Genomic DNA, 17,429 nt, shown 5'->3' with positions numbered 1-17,429 from the left:
TGAGACATGTTGGTTGATGACTTTTTGGATTACTTACGTTATGAACGTAATTATTCCGATTATACGGTTGAATCGTATAAAAAAGACATAAGTCAGTTTATGGCTTTTGTAAGTGAACAATCGGTATGTTTGAATTTTCCGGTTGATGTAGATGCAGATTTGGTGAGGAATTGGATTGTTCAGTTAATGGATAATGGTTATTCTCCTGTATCTGTAAATCGGAAATTAAGCTCTTTGAAATCTTTTTTTAAATATCTCATGAAGCAGAAAGTAATTTCTGTGAATCCGATGCGTTTGGTTGTAGGTCCTAAGACCAAAAAGCCGCTCCCGTATTTCGTGAAAGACCGGGATATGGAGTTGCTATTGAAGGAAGATCCGGCAGTATCGGATGAGGATTTTGAAAGCGTGAGGAATCAGTTGATCGTAGAAATGCTTTACGATACGGGTATGCGTCGTTCAGAATTAGTCGGTTTGCAGGATGCGGACATAGACTATGAGTTGATGCAGATAAAAGTAACAGGAAAGCGAAACAAGCAGCGATTGATTCCTTTTGCGAATGGTTTGAAAGAGTTGATGCAGAAGTATCAACAGATTCGTAATCGGGAAGCCGGGAGCGGTAAGTGGTTTTTCGTCCGGTCAAATGGTGAACAAATATCGACAGCGATTGTTTATAATATAGTAAAGCGAAAGTTGTCGGAGATACCTACTTTGGCAAAACGAAGTCCGCATGTATTACGACATTCATTTGCAACTAGTATGTTGAACAATGGGGCAGAGTTGAATGCTGTCAAAGATCTGTTAGGTCACAGTAGCTTGGCTTCAACCAGTGTTTATACACATACATCCTTTGAGGAATTAAAAAAAGTGTATCATGCTCATCCTCGAGCACAAAAAGAAGGAGGTCATTATGGAAATTAGAATTCAGGCGATTCATTTCGATGCAACGAAACAGTTGGAAGCTTTTATTCAGAAGAAAGTAACAAAGTTGGAGCAATACTTCGACGGCATTATATCGGCAGAGGTGACATTGAAAGTAGTGAAACCGGAAACAGCCATGAATAAAAACGCTAACATTTTGTTGAAGATAAAGAATGGAGACTGCTTTGCAGAGAAGACTGAAGATTCATTTGAGGCTGCCATTGACGAATGTGTGGAAGCTTTGGAGAAACAATTAGTTAAATTCAAAGAAAAAAGCAGATCCAAATAAAAAAAACGGTAGAAAATTTGGTATGTAAGAAATAATGCCTAAATTTGCAGCCGTTTCGACGTGGTGCCGGAACGGCTGTTTATTTAGAGTGAATGCCTCTTTAGCTCAGTTGGCCAGAGCACGTGATTTGTAATCTCGGGGTCGTTGGTTCGAATCCGACAAGAGGCTCAAAATAATTGAAAATTGACAATGGTGAATTGACAATTTTAATTAGGGCAGTTACCAGAGTGGCCAAATGGGGCTGACTGTAACTCAGCTGGCTTACGCCTTCGGTGGTTCGAATCCATCACTGCCCACACACAACTTATTTGCGGAAATAGCTCAGTTGATAGAGCACTAGCCTTCCAAGCTGGGGGTCGCGGGTTTGAGTCCCGTTTTCCGCTCAACTGCCTAAATAGCTCAGCGGTAGAGCACTTCCTTGGTAAGGAAGAGGTCCCGAGTTCAAGTCTCGGTTTAGGCTCAGATTAAGTCGAATAAATTATTAATCATATAAAGACAATTAAGTTATGGCAAAAGAGAAATTTGACAGATCGAAACCACATGTTAACATTGGTACGATTGGTCACGTTGACCACGGTAAAACAACTTTGACAGCTGCTATCACAACAGTATTGGCAAAGAAAGGTCTTTCAGAATTACGTTCATTCGATTCTATCGATAACGCTCCTGAAGAAAAAGAAAGAGGTATTACTATCAATACTTCACACGTAGAATATCAGACTGCAAACCGTCACTATGCACACGTTGACTGTCCGGGTCACGCTGACTATGTAAAGAACATGGTAACTGGTGCTGCTCAGATGGATGGTGCTATCATCGTAGTTGCTGCAACTGATGGTCCTATGCCTCAGACTCGTGAACATATCTTGTTAGCTCGTCAGGTAAACGTACCGCGTTTGGTTGTTTTCTTGAACAAGTGTGATATGGTTGATGATGAAGAAATGTTGGAATTGGTAGAAATGGAAATGCGTGAATTGCTTTCATTCTATGGTTTCGACGGTGACAATACTCCTATCATCCGTGGTTCTGCCCTGGGTGCTTTGAACGGCGATCCGAAATGGGAAGAAAAAGTAATGGAATTGATGGAAGCTTGTGATACTTGGATTCCTCTGCCTCCGCGTGAAATTGATAAACCGTTCTTGATGCCGGTTGAAGATATCTTCTCAATCACTGGTCGTGGTACTGTAGCAACAGGTCGTATCGAAACAGGTATTGTTAAGGTAGGTGATGAAGTTCAGATCATTGGTTTAGGTGCTGACGGAAAGAAATCTGTTGTAACAGGTGTTGAAATGTTCCGTAAGTTATTGGATCAGGGTGAAGCTGGTGATAACGTAGGTTTGTTGCTTCGTGGTATCGATAAGAACGAAGTTAAACGTGGTATGGTTATCTGCCACCCGGGTCAGATCAAACCTCACTCAAAATTCAAAGCAGAGGTTTATATCTTGAAGAAAGAAGAAGGTGGTCGTCACACTCCGTTCCACAATCACTATCGTCCTCAGTTCTATATCCGTACATTGGACGTAACTGGTGAAATCTCTTTGCCAGAAGGAACTGAAATGGTTATGCCGGGTGATAACGTAACTATCGATGTAGAATTGATCTATCCGGTAGCTTGTAACGTAGGTTTGCGTTTCGCTATCCGTGAAGGTGGCCGTACAGTAGGTGCTGGTCAGATCACAGAATTGGAAAACTAATTTCCGATATAAATAAAAGCCAGCTCTTGCGAGGGCTGGCTAATTTACGGAACTAGCTCAGTTGGTAGAGCACTGGTCTCCAAAACCAGGTGTCGGGAGTTCGAGCCTCTCGTTCCGTGCTAAAAATAACCTATTCAATGAAGAAGATATTTGAATATATTAAAGAATCTTATAACGAACTTGTGTATAAGGTTTCTTGGCCTACAAGAGCAGAGTTATCCAATAGCGCAGTAGTGGTTATGTTTGCTTCCCTTATCATTTCTGTCGTTATCTTTGCTATTGACATGAGCTTTGAAGGAGTGATGCGTTTCTTCTATGAAAAAATCTTTTAATTAGTGTAAAGGTATGTCTGACGTTCAAAAGAAATTTTATGTTCTTCGCGCAATTAGCGGGAAAGAAAATAAAGCGAAGGAGTATCTGGAAGCTGAAATAAAGAATACAGACTTAGGAGAGTATGTATCGCAAGTGTTGATCCCGACTGAAAAAACTTTTACGGTTCGTAACGGTAAAAAGGTGATGAAAGAACGCGCTTATTTACCGGGTTATGTATTAGTAGAAGCTGCTTTGGTGGGTGAGGTTGCTCATCGATTAAGAAACATTCCGAATATCATTGGTTTTTTAGGTGGTTCAGATAATCCTGTTCCCCTTCGTCCGGCAGAAGTTAATCGTATTTTAGGTACGGTTGATGAAATGCAGGAACAACCAGAAGATATGGATATCCAATTTGTAGTTGGAGAGAATGTGAAAATTACCTTTGGTCCGTTTAATGGATTCAGTGGTATAATCGAAGAAGTCAATGCTGAGAAGCGCAAGCTGAAAGTGATGGTTAAGGTCTTCGGACGTAAAACCCCACTTGAGCTGGGTTATATGCAAGTGGAGAAAGAGTAAGACTCTGGTTACGAAAAGTACTTATTCTTTCGGTTATTGATGTTATATATCTAAAATTTTTAGAAAATGGCTAAAGAAGTTGCTGGACAAATCAAATTGCAAATTAAAGGAGGAGCAGCAAACCCTTCTCCCCCAGTTGGACCGGCTTTAGGTTCTAAGGGTATTAATATTATGGAGTTTTGCAAGCAATTTAATGCCAGAACCCAAGACAAGGCTGGTAAGGTATTACCTGTTGTAATCACTTATTACGCTGATAAGTCTTTCGACTTTGTCGTTAAAACTCCTCCTGTAGCAGTTCAGTTATTGGAAGCTACAAAAGTGAAGAGTGGTTCTGCTGAGCCGAATCGTAAGAAAATTGCAGAAATTTCTTGGGATCAGGTAAAGACAATTGCAGAAGACAAGTTACAAGATTTAAACTGTTTTACTGTTGAATCAGCCATGAAGATGGTTGCTGGAACAGCTAGAAGTATGGGTATCACTGTTAAAGGGGCATTCCCGGGTAATAATTAATAAACTTCAATTGAAATGAGTAAACTTACAAAAAATCAAAAGTTGGCTTTAGGTAAGATTGAAGCTGGGAAGACTTATTCATTGAAAGAAGCTTCTGCTTTAGTGAAAGAAATCACTACAACTAAGTTCGATGCTTCTGTAGATGTGGACGTCCGTTTAGGAGTTGATCCCCGTAAGGCCAATCAAATGGTGAGAGGTGTTGTTTCATTGCCTCATGGAACTGGTAAGCAGATTCGGGTTCTTGCATTGTGTACTCCAGACAAGGAAGCAGAAGCTACTGCAGCAGGTGCTGACTATGTTGGTTTGGATGAATATATCAATAAGATTAAAGGTGGCTGGACTGATGTAGATGTTATCATCACTATGCCGTCAATCATGGGTAAAATTGGTGCTCTGGGTCGTGTATTAGGTCCTCGTGGTTTGATGCCTAACCCAAAGAGTGGTACAGTTACCAATGAAATCGGTAACGCTGTGAAAGAAGTTAAGCAGGGAAAGATCGATTTCAAGGTTGACAAAGCAGGTATTGTTCATACATCAATCGGAAAGGTTTCTTTCAATGCTGATCAGATTCGCGACAATGCGAAAGAATTTATTGCAGCTTTGATTAAATTGAAACCATCTGCAGCTAAAGGTACATATATAAAGAGCATTTATCTTTCAAGTACTATGAGTGCGGGTATTAAAATTGACCCAAAATCAGTTGATGAACTTTAAAAACAATTGAACAGCAATGAGAAAGGAAGATAAAGGTGTTGTTATAGAACAATTAACTGCTACACTGCGGGAGTATCCTAACTTCTATTTGACGGATATTGAAGCTATCGATGCTGAAACTACAAGCCGTCTGAGAAGAGAATGCTTCAAGAGTGAAGTAAAATTGGTTGTTGTCAAGAACAATTTGCTTAAGAAAGCATTGGAAAATGTCGGTGGTGACTTTTCACCCCTTCATTCAGCATTAAAGGGCAATACAGCTGTGATGTTTTCACAGGTTGCTAATGCTCCAGCTCGCCTGATCAAAGAATTTACAAAAGATACCAAAGGTGAAGGTAAGCCTCAGTTAAAAGCTGCTTATGTTCAGGAAAGTTTCTACGACGCTTCTTCTTTGGAAGCTTTGGTAAATATCAAGAGCAAAAACGAACTTATTGCAGACGTTATCGCTTTGTTGGAATCTCCGGCAAAGAATGTTATCTCTGCTTTGCAGTCATCAGGACAAACTATCCATGGTTTATTGAAAACTTTGGAAGAAAGATAATTATAAATTAAACAAGTAAAAAATAATCATTTAAATCATACAAAAATGGCAGATTTGAAAGCTTTTGCAGAACAATTAGTAAACCTGACCGTAAAAGAAGTTAGTGAATTGGCAACAATTCTGAAAGAAGAATATGGTATCGAACCTGCTGCTGCAGCTGTAGCTGTTGCTGGTCCTGCTGCTGCAGGCGCTGCTGCTGTAGAAGAAAAAACTTCTTTCGATGTAATCCTGAAATCAGCTGGTGCAGCTAAATTGCAGGTTGTTAAGGCCGTTAAGGAAAACTGTGGTCTTGGTTTGAAGGAAGCTAAAGACTTAGTAGACGCAGCTCCTAGCAAAGTTAAAGAAGGCATTTCTAAAGAAGATGCTGAAGCTTTGAAGAAGGCTTTGGAAGACGCTGGCGCAGAAGTTGAGCTTAACTAATATTTCAAAAACCTGGTAATCAGGGAGTCGGTTAGGAATCTTCGGAGACGGAGATTCTTAACCTTTTTGTGTCTATAATTTCAATAAGTTCAATAAAATCGTTACTAGATGTCTTCAACAGATGTAAATCAAAGAGTTAATTTTGCTTCGATAAAGAATTCTTTACCATATCCAGATTTCCTCGAAGTGCAATTGAAGTCCTTCAGAGACTTCCTGCAACTCGACACGCCTCCCGAGAAGAGAAAAAAGGAGGGTTTGTATAAAGTATTTGCAGAGAATTTCCCTATTGCAGATACGCGTAACAATTTCGTGTTGGAGTTCTTAGATTACTATATTGATCCACCTCGTTATTCTATTGATGAATGTATTTCACGAGGCTTAACATATAGTGTCCCATTAAAAGCGAAATTAAAGTTGTATTGTACCGATCCGGATCATGAAGATTTTGATACGGTGATTCAGGATGTATATTTGGGGCCTATCCCATATATGACTGAGCGCGGTACTTTCGTGATTAATGGAGCAGAACGTGTTGTGGTTTCGCAGTTGCATCGTTCGCCGGGCGTATTCTTTGGTCAAAGTGTGCATGCTAACGGTACGAAGTTGTACTCTGCACGTATTATCCCATTTAAAGGATCTTGGATTGAGTTTGCTACCGACATTAATAATGTCATGTATGCTTACATCGATCGTAAAAAGAAATTGCCTGTAACCACTCTTTTGCGAGCTATTGGTTTTGAAAGCGATAAAGATATTCTTGAAATCTTTAATTTGGCAGAAGAAGTTAAAGTAACGAAGGCTAATTTAAAGAAATTGGTTGGCCGTAAGTTAGCTGCTCGTGTGTTGAAAACCTGGGTAGAGGATTTTGCTGATGAAGATACAGGCGAAGTTGTTTCTATTGAACGTAATGATGTAATTGTTGATCGTGAATCTGTCCTTGATGACGATAATATCGATGCAATTCTTGAATCAGGTGCTCAGAATATTCTGTTGCATCGTGAAGACCAAAACTTGTCTGACTATGCAATTATTTATAATACATTGCAGAAAGACCCAAGTAACTCTGAAAAAGAGGCTGTACTTTATATTTACCGTCAGTTACGAAATGCAGAGCCTGCAGATGAAGCGAGTGCTCGGGAAGTTATTACCAACTTGTTCTTCTCTGAAAAGCGTTATGACTTAGGAGATGTAGGTCGTTATCGTATTAATAAGAAATTAAACCTTTCTATCAGCGATGATATTAAGGTATTGACGAAAGAAGATATCATTGAAATTATAAAATATCTGATCGAACTGATCAACTCAAAAGCAATTGTTGATGATATTGACCACTTGAGTAACCGTCGTGTACGTACAGTAGGCGAGCAGTTATATAATCAGTTTGGTATAGGTTTGGCTCGTATGTCTCGTACGGTTCGTGAACGAATGAATGTACGCGACAATGAAGTCTTTACTCCGATTGATTTGATCAATGCTAAAACAATTTCTTCAGTAGTTAATTCATTCTTCGGAACGAATGCCTTGTCTCAGTTTATGGATCAGACCAACCCGCTGGCTGAAATTACTCATAAGCGTCGTTTGTCTGCGTTAGGTCCTGGTGGTTTGTCTAGAGATCGTGCAGGATTTGAGGTGCGAGACGTTCACTATACTCATTATGGTCGTTTGTGTCCTATTGAAACACCTGAAGGTCCGAATATCGGTTTGATTTCATCTCTTTGTGTGTATGCAAAGATTAATGACTTAGGATTTATCGCAACGCCTTATCGTCGGGTAGTCAATGCTCAGGTAGATTTTTCTGAAGAGGGATTACAATATTATACAGCTGAAGAAGAAGAAGGTAAAATTATTGCACAGGGTAATGCTCCTTTGGATGATGAAGGACATTTTGTTCGTGATAAAGTTAAGTCAAGATTGGAAGCTGATTTCCCTGTTGTTGCTCCTGAAGAAGTAAATCTGATGGATGTTTCTCCAACCCAGATTGCTTCAATCGCAGCTTCCTTAATTCCGTTCTTGGAACATGACGATGCTAACCGTGCGTTGATGGGATCAAACATGATGCGTCAGGCAGTTCCATTGTTGAGAACCGATGCTCCTATTGTTGGAACGGGTATTGAGGCTCAAGTTGCACGTGATTCTCGTACTCAGATTATCGCTGAGCGTGAAGGAGAAGTTGTATTTGTTGATGCAACTTGTATTAAGATTAAATATGACCGTACAGAAGATGAAGAGTTCGTTAGCTTCGAAGATGCGGTTAAGACATATAATATTCCGAAATGGCGTAAGACTAACCAGTCAACAACTGTTGACTTACGTCCTATTTGTCATCGTGGTCAACGAGTGAAAGCTGGTGATATTCTGACTGAAGGATATTCTACTGAAAAAGGTGAATTGGCTTTGGGTAAGAATGTGAAAGTTGCTTATATGCCGTGGAAGGGATATAACTATGAGGATGCTATTGTACTGAATGAACGTATGGTTCGTGAAGACTTCTTTACTTCAGTACATGTAGATGAATATATCTTGGAGGTTCGTGAGACAAAACGAGGTATGGAAGAACTTACTTCAGATATTCCAAATGTAAGTGAAGATGCAACTAAGGATTTGGATGAAAGAGGTATTGTCCGCGTAGGTGCACGAATAGAACCAGGAGATATTTTGATTGGTAAGATTACACCGAAGGGAGAATCTGATCCGTCTCCGGAAGAAAAGCTTTTGCGTGCTATTTTTGGTGATAAAGCAGGAGATGTGAAAGATGCTTCATTAAAGGCTACTCCTTCTTTGCGTGGTGTCGTTATAGATACGAAGTTGTTCTCTAAGGCTGTTAAGAAACGTAAGACTAAGGCAACTGAAAAGGCTGTCTTACCGAAGCTTGATGAAGAATACGAAGTAAAGATGGCTGAGTTGAAGAATCTTTTGGTTAATAAGTTGATGACTTTGACAGAAGGTTTGACTTCTCAAGGTGTAAAAGATTATATGAATTCTGAAATCATTGCGAAGGGTGCTAAGTTCACTCGTCGTGTGTTGGAAGAATTAGACTTCAATGCAATTCAAGTGAGTGCTTGGACAACAGATGATGCAAAGAATGAGTTAATCAAGCAGGTTATCTTGAATTATTTGAAGAAATATAAAGAACTGGATGCTGAGTTACGTCGTAAGAAGTTCGATTTGACTATCGGTGATGAATTGCCTACAGGTATTGTACAGATGGCAAAAGTTTATATTGCTAAGAAACGTAAAATTCAGGTAGGTGATAAAATGGCCGGACGTCACGGTAACAAAGGTATTGTTTCAAAGATCGTTCGTCAGGAAGATATGCCGTTCTTGGAAGATGGTACTCCAGTAGACATTTGTTTGAACCCGCTGGGTGTGCCTTCTCGTATGAACTTGGGCCAGATCTTCGAAGCTGTATTAGGATGGGCAGGACGTAATTTGAATGTTAAGTTTGCCACTCCGATCTTTGATGGTGCTTCATTAGATGATTTGAATGCTTGGACAGATAAGGCTGGTATTCCACGTTATGGTAAGACTTATTTGTATGATGGTGGTACGGGTGAACGTTTTGACCAGCCGGCAACCGTTGGGGTAACTTACTTCTTGAAATTGGGACACATGGTTGACGATAAGATGCATGCCCGTTCAATTGGTCCGTATTCATTGATTACGCAGCAGCCGTTAGGAGGTAAGGCACAGTTTGGTGGTCAGCGTTTCGGAGAAATGGAAGTTTGGGCGCTTGAAGCATTTGGTGCAGCGCATGTTTTGCAGGAAATCCTGACAATCAAATCTGATGATGTTGTAGGTCGTTCAAAAGCTTATGAAGCAATAGTAAAAGGTGATCCGATGCCACAACCGGGTATTCCTGAATCTTTGAATGTGTTACTTCATGAGTTGAGAGGTCTTGGTTTAAGCTTGACTTTGGAATAATAAATCACATAATATTAAGTAGATGAGCCTAAATGGGCTTGTCTACTTTTATCAATTGATAACTCTTTATAAACATAAAATATGGCCTTTAGAAAAGATAACAAGATAAAGAGTAACTTTACTAAAATAACCATTGGTTTGGCTTCTCCGGAAGAAATTCTGGAAAATTCAAGTGGAGAAGTGCTCAAACCAGAAACGATCAACTATCGTACCTACAAGCCTGAACGTGATGGTTTGTTTTGCGAACGTATTTTTGGTCCTATTAAGGATTATGAATGCCATTGCGGTAAATATAAACGAATCCGTTATAAAGGCATTGTCTGCGATCGTTGTGGTGTGGAAGTTACCGAGAAGAAAGTTCGTCGTGAACGTATGGGACACATCCATTTGGTAGTTCCTATTGCTCACATCTGGTACTTCCGTTCGCTTCCTAACAAAATTGGTTATTTGTTAGGTTTGCCGACCAAAAAGTTGGATGCCATTATCTATTATGAACGCTATGTTGTCATTCAGCCGGGTTGTGTAGATTCTGTTGCAGAATTGGATCTGTTGTCTGAAGAAGAATATTTAGAGATCCTGGATAATCTTCCTAAGGAAAACCAACTGTTGGAAGACTCTGATCCGAACAAATTCATTGCGAAAATTGGAGCAGAAGCTGTTTACGATTTGCTGACTCGTTTGGATTTAGACTCATTGTCGTATGAATTGCGTCACCGTGCAAGTACTGATAGTTCTCAGCAGCGTAAGAATGAAGCTTTGAAGCGTTTGCAGGTTGTGGAATCTTTCCGTGCTTCAAAGGGTAAAAATAAGCCGGAATGGATGATTATGAAAGTAATTCCTGTTATTCCTCCCGAATTGCGTCCGTTGGTTCCGCTGGATGGTGGTCGTTTTGCTACATCAGATTTGAACGATTTGTATCGTCGAGTAATTATTCGAAATAATCGTTTGAAGAGATTGATTGATATCAAGGCACCGGAAGTTATTTTACGTAATGAAAAGCGTATGCTTCAGGAAGCAGTTGACTCGTTATTTGATAATTCACGTAAGTCAAGTGCCGTTAAGACAGATGCCAATCGTCCGTTGAAATCTTTATCTGATAGTTTGAAGGGAAAACAAGGACGTTTCCGTCAGAACTTGCTGGGTAAGCGTGTTGACTATTCAGCTCGTTCTGTAATCGTCGTTGGTCCTGAGTTGAAAATGCACGAATGTGGTTTGCCCAAAGGAATGGCAGCCGAATTGTATAAGCCGTTTATTATTCGTAAACTGATTGAACGTGGTATTGTAAAGACCGTAAAATCAGCGAAGAAAATCGTAGACAGAAAAGAACCGGTTGTTTGGGATATTCTGGAATACGTAATGAAGGGTCACCCTGTTTTATTGAACCGTGCCCCGACATTGCACCGTTTGGGTATCCAGGCTTTCCAGCCGAAATTGATTGAAGGAAAGGCTATCCAATTGCATCCGTTGGCTTGTACAGCGTTCAATGCAGACTTCGATGGTGACCAGATGGCTGTTCACTTACCTTTAGGTAATGAAGCTGTTTTGGAAGCTCAAATGTTGATGCTTGCTTCTCATAACATTTTGAATCCGGCCAATGGAGCTCCTATCACTGTGCCTTCTCAGGATATGGTACTTGGTTTGTATTATATTACTAAACTGAGAAAAGGTACTCAAGGCGAAGGTTTGGTCTTCTACGGACCGGAGGAAGCAACAATTGCATACAATGAGAAGAAACTGGATATCCATGCTCCGATCAAGGTATATGTAGAAGATCTGGATGAAAATGGAAATTTAGTCAAGAAGATGGTTGAAACATCTGTAGGACGTTTGATGGTTAATGAATTCGTACCTAAAGAAGTTGGCTATCTGAATGAAGTTTTAGGTAAAAAAGCTTTACGTGATATTATTGGTAAAGTTATCAAGGCTTGTGGTGTAGCTCGTACTGCTCAGTTCTTGGATGATATCAAGAACTTAGGATATTATATGGCCTTCAAGGGTGGTTTGTCATTTAATTTGGCAGACGTTCTTATTCCGCCTGAGAAGGATGCCCTTGTGAAGGAAGGTTATGATGAAGTAGAACAGATCATGGCCAACTATAATATGGGTTTCATCACAAACAATGAACGATATAACCAGATCATTGATACTTGGACGCATGTCAATAGTAAGTTGTCAAATATCTTGATTAAGCAATTGACAGCAGACAACGATGGATTCAATTCAATTTTCATGATGATGGATTCGGGAGCCCGTGGTTCTAAAGAGCAGATTCGTCAGTTGTCTGGTATGCGTGGTTTGATGGCTAAGCCGCAGAAGAGTGGTGCTGAAGGTGGTCAGATCATTGAAAACCCGATTCTTTCAAACTTTAAGGAAGGTTTGTCTGTATTGGAGTATTTTATTTCTACCCACGGTGCTCGTAAAGGTTTGGCTGATACAGCCTTGAAGACTGCCGATGCTGGTTATTTGACTCGTCGTTTGGTGGATGTATCGCATGATGTGATTATCAATGAAGAAGATTGTGGTACATTGCGTGGTCTGGTATGTACTGAATTAAAGAATAATGAAGAGGTGATCGCTTCTTTGTATGAGAGAATCTTAGGTCGTGTTTCTGTTCATGATGTCATTCATCCGTTGACTGGAGAGGTGATCGTGAAAGCCGGAGAAGAAATCCGCGAAGATGCTGCTAAGAAGATTCAGGATTCTCCGATCGAAAGTGTTGAAATTCGTTCAGTACTTACTTGTGAATCAAAGAAAGGTGTTTGTGCTAAGTGTTATGGTCGAAACTTGGCTACCAATCAAATGGTTCAGAAAGGTGAAGTTGTGGGTGTTATTGCAGCTCAGTCAATCGGTGAGCCGGGTACACAGTTGACACTTCGTACATTCCACGTCGGTGGTATTGCATCAAACGTTGCAACAGAAAACAGCATAGCTTGTAAGTATGATAGTGCTTTACTTGAAATAGAAGAATTACGTGCTGTTGAAGCCGAGGAAAATGGAAAGAAACATAAGGTTGTAGTAAGCCGTTTGGCCGAAATGCGTTTGATCGATCCGAATACAAAGATTGTATTGATGACGAACAATATACCTTATGGTTCTAAGTTGTTCTTCAATAGTGGTGATCTTGTTAAGAAAGGTGATGTAATCATCGAATGGGACCCGTTCAATGCTGTTATCGTATCAGAAGTTTCTGGTAAGATTGAATTTGAAAGCGTCATTGAAAATGTTACTTACAAAGTTGAAAGTGATGAAACAACAGGTCTTAAAGAAAAGATTATCATTGAATCTAAGGATAAGACAAAAGCTCCTGCAGCTCATGTTGTGGATGAAAACGGAAACTATTTGAAGAACTATTCTTTGCCGTTAGGTGCTCACGTAGTGAAGGAAGAAGGCGATTCTATCAAAGCTGGTGAAGTTTTGGTTAAGATTCCGCGTGCTGTAAGTAAAGCCGGTGATATCACGGGTGGTTTGCCTCGAGTTACAGAATTGTTTGAAGCTCGTAATCCGTCTAACCCAGCTGTCGTTTCTGAAATTGATGGTGAAGTTGGCTTTGGTAAGATCAAACGTGGTAATCGAGAAATTACGGTAACTTCTAAGCTAGGTGAAGTTAAGAAGTATATGGTTCCTCTGTCTAAGCAATTGCTGGTTCAGGAAAACGATTATATTCGTGCGGGTATGCCGTTATCAGATGGTGCAATTACTCCTTCGGATATTTTGGCTATCATGGGACCTACAGCTGTACAGGAATATATCGTAAACGAAATTCAAGATGTGTATCGTCTGCAGGGTGTGAAGATCAATGATAAACACTTTGAAGTCATTGTTCGTCAGATGATGCGTAAGGTTGAAATTGTAGATCCAGGAGATACACGATTCTTGGAACAACAAGTTGTTGACAAGTTGGAAGTAATGGATGAGAATGATCGTATTTGGGGTAAGAAAGTCGTTACTGATCCGGGTGATTCTCAAACATTAAAAGCTGGTCAGATCGTTACAGCTCGTAAGCTGAGAGATGAGAATAGTATGTTGAAGCGTCGTGATATGAAGTTGGTCGAAGTTCGTGATGCTATTCCAGCAACAGCTAATCAGATTCTTCAAGGTATTACACGTGCTGCATTGCAGACTAATAGCTTTATGTCAGCTGCATCATTCCAGGAAACAACCAAAGTATTGAATGAGGCTGCTATCAATGGTAAGGTTGACTATTTGGAAGGCTTGAAAGAAAATGTTATTTGTGGACATTTGATTCCGGCTGGTACAGGTCAGCGTGAATTTGATAGATTGGTTGTAGGTGCGAAAGATGATTTCGATCGAATCATGGCTAATCGAAAGAATGTTGTTGATTTCAATGAAATGGACAAAGACTGAATTTGATTATTGAAATATTTAAATTAGGGCAGACTATATATTATTATAGTTTGCCCTAATTGTTTTTATTATAGTCAAAGTTTTTTATTGAGCTATAAAGACGGATCTTTTTTCGTGAAATTCATGATAAACATAGATTTTGTTCGGATAATATTTGGTTACTATAAATAATCTCTGTATTTTTGCAGTACAATAAGATTTTGATTAGCACTAAACACTGTTTCGTATTGAGCGTTAAGCGAAACAGAGAAAACACAAAGGTATTTTTACATTGGTCTAAAGAATTGAGAATTAAAAACACAACTGGAAAGCGGCTGCTTGTGAAAGTAGCCGCTTTTGCTTTTATAATTAATGTATTGTGAAGACTGACCCAATTTCTCTGTTTATACAATTCTTGTTTTTTTGCGGATTATTCCAATTAAGTATGTATATTTGCAAGCGTATAACTTTTATATTTAACAATCATGGAAGAAAATAAAACAACAAACAATGAAATCCAAGTAGAGCTGTCTGATGAAATGGCTCAAGGAACTTATGCTAACTTAGCCATTATCTCTCATTCTGCTTCTGAATTTATCTTAGACTTTATCCGCGTTGTTCCGGGTGCTCCTAAAGCACAAGTTAAGAGCCGTATTATTTTAACTCCGGATAACGCTCATCGTTTATATTTAGCTTTGCAAGATAACTTGAGAAAATTCGAGGAAATGATGACTGCTGGTAAAGCTCAGGCAGAAAACAAAACAGCTAATTTTGAGGATTTCGTTCCCAAAGGAGATGCTTGATATATTTGATAAAGCATATGAAGGGTATATCGTTTGCGATATGCCCTTTTTTTATGCATAAAATTCCTATTTGCTAATTGTTTGTTGATTTTACTGGATTTTTGTTATTTTATTTTCTATCTTTGAAAATCATTATTATAAAGGATATATCATGGATGAACAAATTAAACAAATAGCGGAACGTTTGATCGGTTTGCGTGAGGCTTTAGAACTAACACCTGAAGAAGTCGCTCAAACATGTCATATTTCAGTTGATGAATATAATCGGATAGAAAGCGGATCAGTTGATATTTCAGTTAGTGTATTGCATCAGATTGCTAAGGCTTATGGAGTCGAGCTAACTACATTGATGTTTGGTGACGAACCTAAAATGAGTTCTTATTTTGTTACTCGAAAGAATAAAGGAGTAGCTGTAGAACGTGTCAAGGCGTATAAATATCAATCGTTAGCAGCTGGTTTTGCTCAAAGAAAAGGAAATCCTTTTATGGTTACGGTTCACCCGAAACCAGAAGATGAACCAATTTATCGGAATTCACATCCTGGGCAGGAATTTAATTATGTTGTTAGCGGACGAATGATGATAGAGATTAACGGGAAGCAATTGATCTTAGAAGAAGGAGATAGTATTTATTTTGATTCACAGCAGCCGCATGGAATGAAAGCTCTGGATGGAGAGAAAGTTTGTTTCTTAGCTGTTATTTTATAAAGAAGAAGATTATGTTGGAAAGATTTGTAGGTCAGACTTCTTTTGTTTCACAAGAAGACTTTAAAAAGAACTTTAAAGTAAATGTACCTGAGAATTTTAATTTTGGGTATGATGTCGTAGATGCTTGGGCAGAAGAAGAACCAGAGAAGAAAGCTTTGTGTTGGACAAATGATAAAGGGGAACATATAGACTTTACATTTGCCGAAATGAAGAAATATACAGATCAGACAGCGGCCTATTTCCAATCCTTGGGTATTGGACGAGGTGATATGGTCATGCTGATATTGAAACGCCGTTATGAGTTTTGGTTTTCAATTATTGCTTTGCATAAGCTGGGGGCTGTAGTTATTCCTGCAACGCATTTATTGACCAAGAAAGATATTGTTTATCGTGCTAATGCCGCCGATATTAAGATGATTGTTTGCGCAGGAGAAGAAGTTATTACCAAACATATAGAGGACGCGCTTCCTGAATCTCCCACGATTGAACACGTAGTTTCAGTCGGACCATTTGTTCCTTCCGGTTTCCATGATTTTCATAAAGAATGGGAAAATGTGCCAGCCTTTGTACGTCCTGTACATGCTAATAGTAATGATGATATTTCATTGTTGTATTTTACTTCAGGAACAACAGGAAATCCTAAGATGGTTGCGCACGATTTTACTTACCCGCTTGGTCATATTACAACGGGTTGTTATTGGCATAACTTGCATCGTGACAGTTTGCATTTGACCATTGCTGATACAGGTTGGGGTAAAGCTGTTTGGGGAAAACTTTATGGCCAATGGATTGCGGGAGCAACAGTTTTCGTTTATGACCACGAGAAGTTTACGCCAGCAGATATGCTTCGTATGATTCAGGATTACAAGATAACTTCTCTTTGTGCTCCTCCAACAATTTTCCGTTTCTTGATTCGGGAAGATTTGACTAAATATGATTTGTCATCATTGCAATATTGTACGATTGCTGGTGAAGCTTTGAATCCAGCTGTATATGAAACTTTCTATAAACTGACAGGTATTAAGTTGATGGAAGGATTTGGGCAGACGGAAACAACATTGACAATTGCAACTTTCCCTTGGATGGAACCGAAACCGGGTTCTATGGGTATGCCTAATCCTCAATATGATATTGATTTGATTCGTCCGGATGGTACATCTGCTGAAGATGGTGAGCAAGGTCAGATCGTGATTCATACACAGAATGGAAAACCTTTAGGTTTGTTTAAAGAGTATTACCGGGATGCTGAACGCACACGTGAGGCTTGGCATGACGGGTTATATTATACTGGTGATGTTGCTTGGCGAGATCAAGATGGGTATTATTGGTTTGTTGGTCGTGCCGATGATGTTATCAAAAGTTCGGGATATAGAATTGGTCCGTTTGAAGTGGAAAGTGCTTTGATGACTCATCCTGCAGTGGTAGAATGTGCCATAACTGGAGTTCCGGATGAGATCCGTGGACAAGTCGTAAAAGCAACGATTGTCTTGTCTAAAGAATATAAGGACAAAGCCGGAGAGGACTTAATTAAGGAATTACAGGATCATGTGAAACGGGTTACAGCTCCTTATAAGTATCCTCGCGTGGTTGAATTTGTGGATGAGTTGCCTAAGACAATCAGTGGAAAGATTCGTCGGGTAGAAATCAGAGATAAAGATCATCAGGTAAAATAATATAGAATCAG

Annotated in this window: 14 protein-coding genes and 5 tRNA genes; all 19 read left to right on the top strand. The window is 39.5% G+C overall.

Translation table 11 applies throughout. The features are described from left to right. Positions 1-6: 6 nt before the first annotated feature. The 19 genes from MUN53_RS01005 to MUN53_RS00915 all read left to right on the top strand — a co-directional run bounded on the left by MUN53_RS01005 (position 7) and on the right by MUN53_RS00915 (position 17,418). Positions 7-918 carry a tyrosine-type recombinase/integrase gene (locus MUN53_RS01005; protein ID WP_243323040.1) on the top strand — a complete coding sequence of 304 codons (912 nt, stop codon included), beginning with the start codon at positions 7-9 and terminating at the stop codon, positions 916-918. Further along, entirely contained in the window at positions 908-1,207 is a 300-nt protein-coding gene (gene hpf, locus MUN53_RS01000) for a ribosome hibernation-promoting factor, HPF/YfiA family (RefSeq protein ID WP_243323038.1), read from the top strand. The genes MUN53_RS01005 and hpf overlap by 11 nt, the downstream gene beginning before the upstream one ends. 94 nt (positions 1,208-1,301) lie before the next feature. After that, positions 1,302-1,375: transfer RNA gene (locus MUN53_RS00995), tRNA-Thr, on the top strand. Between the two features lie 45 nt (positions 1,376-1,420). Beyond that, positions 1,421-1,503, top strand: a tRNA-Tyr gene (locus MUN53_RS00990). Positions 1,504-1,517: 14 nt separating this feature from the next. Continuing rightward, positions 1,518-1,590, top strand: a tRNA-Gly gene (locus MUN53_RS00985). Positions 1,591-1,595: 5 nt separating this feature from the next. After that, positions 1,596-1,667 (top strand) — tRNA-Thr (locus MUN53_RS00980). A 46-nt stretch (positions 1,668-1,713) separates the two neighbouring features. Beyond that, positions 1,714-2,901 carry an elongation factor Tu gene (gene tuf, locus MUN53_RS00975; RefSeq protein WP_243323037.1) on the top strand — a complete coding sequence of 396 codons (1,188 nt, stop codon included), beginning with the start codon at positions 1,714-1,716 and terminating at the stop codon, positions 2,899-2,901. A gap of 46 nt (positions 2,902-2,947) precedes the next feature. After that, positions 2,948-3,020: transfer RNA gene (locus MUN53_RS00970), tRNA-Trp, on the top strand. 18 nt (positions 3,021-3,038) lie between these two features. Next, on the top strand, positions 3,039-3,233 hold the full coding sequence (gene secE, locus MUN53_RS00965) for a preprotein translocase subunit SecE (RefSeq protein WP_243323036.1): 195 nt from the start codon (positions 3,039-3,041) through the stop codon (positions 3,231-3,233). 13 nt (positions 3,234-3,246) lie between these two features. After that, complete coding sequence (nusG, locus tag MUN53_RS00960) at positions 3,247-3,789, top strand: transcription termination/antitermination protein NusG (protein ID WP_022454902.1); 543 nt, start codon at positions 3,247-3,249, stop codon at positions 3,787-3,789. A 66-nt stretch (positions 3,790-3,855) separates the two neighbouring features. Next, a complete protein-coding gene (gene rplK / locus MUN53_RS00955) occupies positions 3,856-4,299 on the top strand; it encodes a 50S ribosomal protein L11 (protein ID WP_243323035.1) in 444 nt (147 codons plus the stop codon). A gap of 15 nt (positions 4,300-4,314) precedes the next feature. Then, entirely contained in the window at positions 4,315-5,013 is a 699-nt protein-coding gene (rplA, locus tag MUN53_RS00950; protein WP_243323034.1) for a 50S ribosomal protein L1, read from the top strand. A 16-nt stretch (positions 5,014-5,029) separates the two neighbouring features. Then, positions 5,030-5,551: a 50S ribosomal protein L10 gene (rplJ, locus tag MUN53_RS00945; protein WP_243323033.1), complete on the top strand. Its 522-nt coding sequence runs from the start codon at positions 5,030-5,032 to the stop codon at positions 5,549-5,551. Positions 5,552-5,596: 45 nt separating this feature from the next. Continuing rightward, positions 5,597-5,971, top strand: a complete 375-nt coding sequence (rplL, locus tag MUN53_RS00940; protein ID WP_243323032.1) for a 50S ribosomal protein L7/L12 — start codon at positions 5,597-5,599, stop codon at positions 5,969-5,971. 108 nt (positions 5,972-6,079) lie between these two features. Next, positions 6,080-9,892: a DNA-directed RNA polymerase subunit beta gene (gene rpoB, locus MUN53_RS00935; protein WP_022454897.1), complete on the top strand. Its 3,813-nt coding sequence runs from the start codon at positions 6,080-6,082 to the stop codon at positions 9,890-9,892. An 81-nt stretch (positions 9,893-9,973) separates the two neighbouring features. Further along, positions 9,974-14,257 carry a DNA-directed RNA polymerase subunit beta' gene (gene rpoC, locus MUN53_RS00930; RefSeq protein WP_022454896.1) on the top strand — a complete coding sequence of 1,428 codons (4,284 nt, stop codon included), beginning with the start codon at positions 9,974-9,976 and terminating at the stop codon, positions 14,255-14,257. 464 nt (positions 14,258-14,721) lie between these two features. After that, positions 14,722-15,039, top strand: a complete 318-nt coding sequence (locus MUN53_RS00925; RefSeq protein ID WP_022454895.1) for a DUF3467 domain-containing protein — start codon at positions 14,722-14,724, stop codon at positions 15,037-15,039. A 151-nt stretch (positions 15,040-15,190) separates the two neighbouring features. Continuing rightward, positions 15,191-15,745, top strand: coding sequence for a helix-turn-helix domain-containing protein (locus MUN53_RS00920; RefSeq protein ID WP_022454894.1), 555 nt, complete (start codon positions 15,191-15,193; stop codon positions 15,743-15,745). An 11-nt stretch (positions 15,746-15,756) separates the two neighbouring features. Next, entirely contained in the window at positions 15,757-17,418 is a 1,662-nt protein-coding gene (locus MUN53_RS00915; RefSeq protein ID WP_022454893.1) for an AMP-binding protein, read from the top strand. The last annotated feature ends 11 nt before the right edge of the window (positions 17,419-17,429 follow it).

The organism is Parabacteroides faecalis, from assembly GCF_022809355.1.
GTDB lineage: Bacteria > Bacteroidota > Bacteroidia > Bacteroidales > Tannerellaceae > Parabacteroides > Parabacteroides faecalis.
The sequence above is the reverse complement of the archived record's forward strand: the minus strand, read 5'-3'. Positions and strand labels throughout refer to the sequence as shown.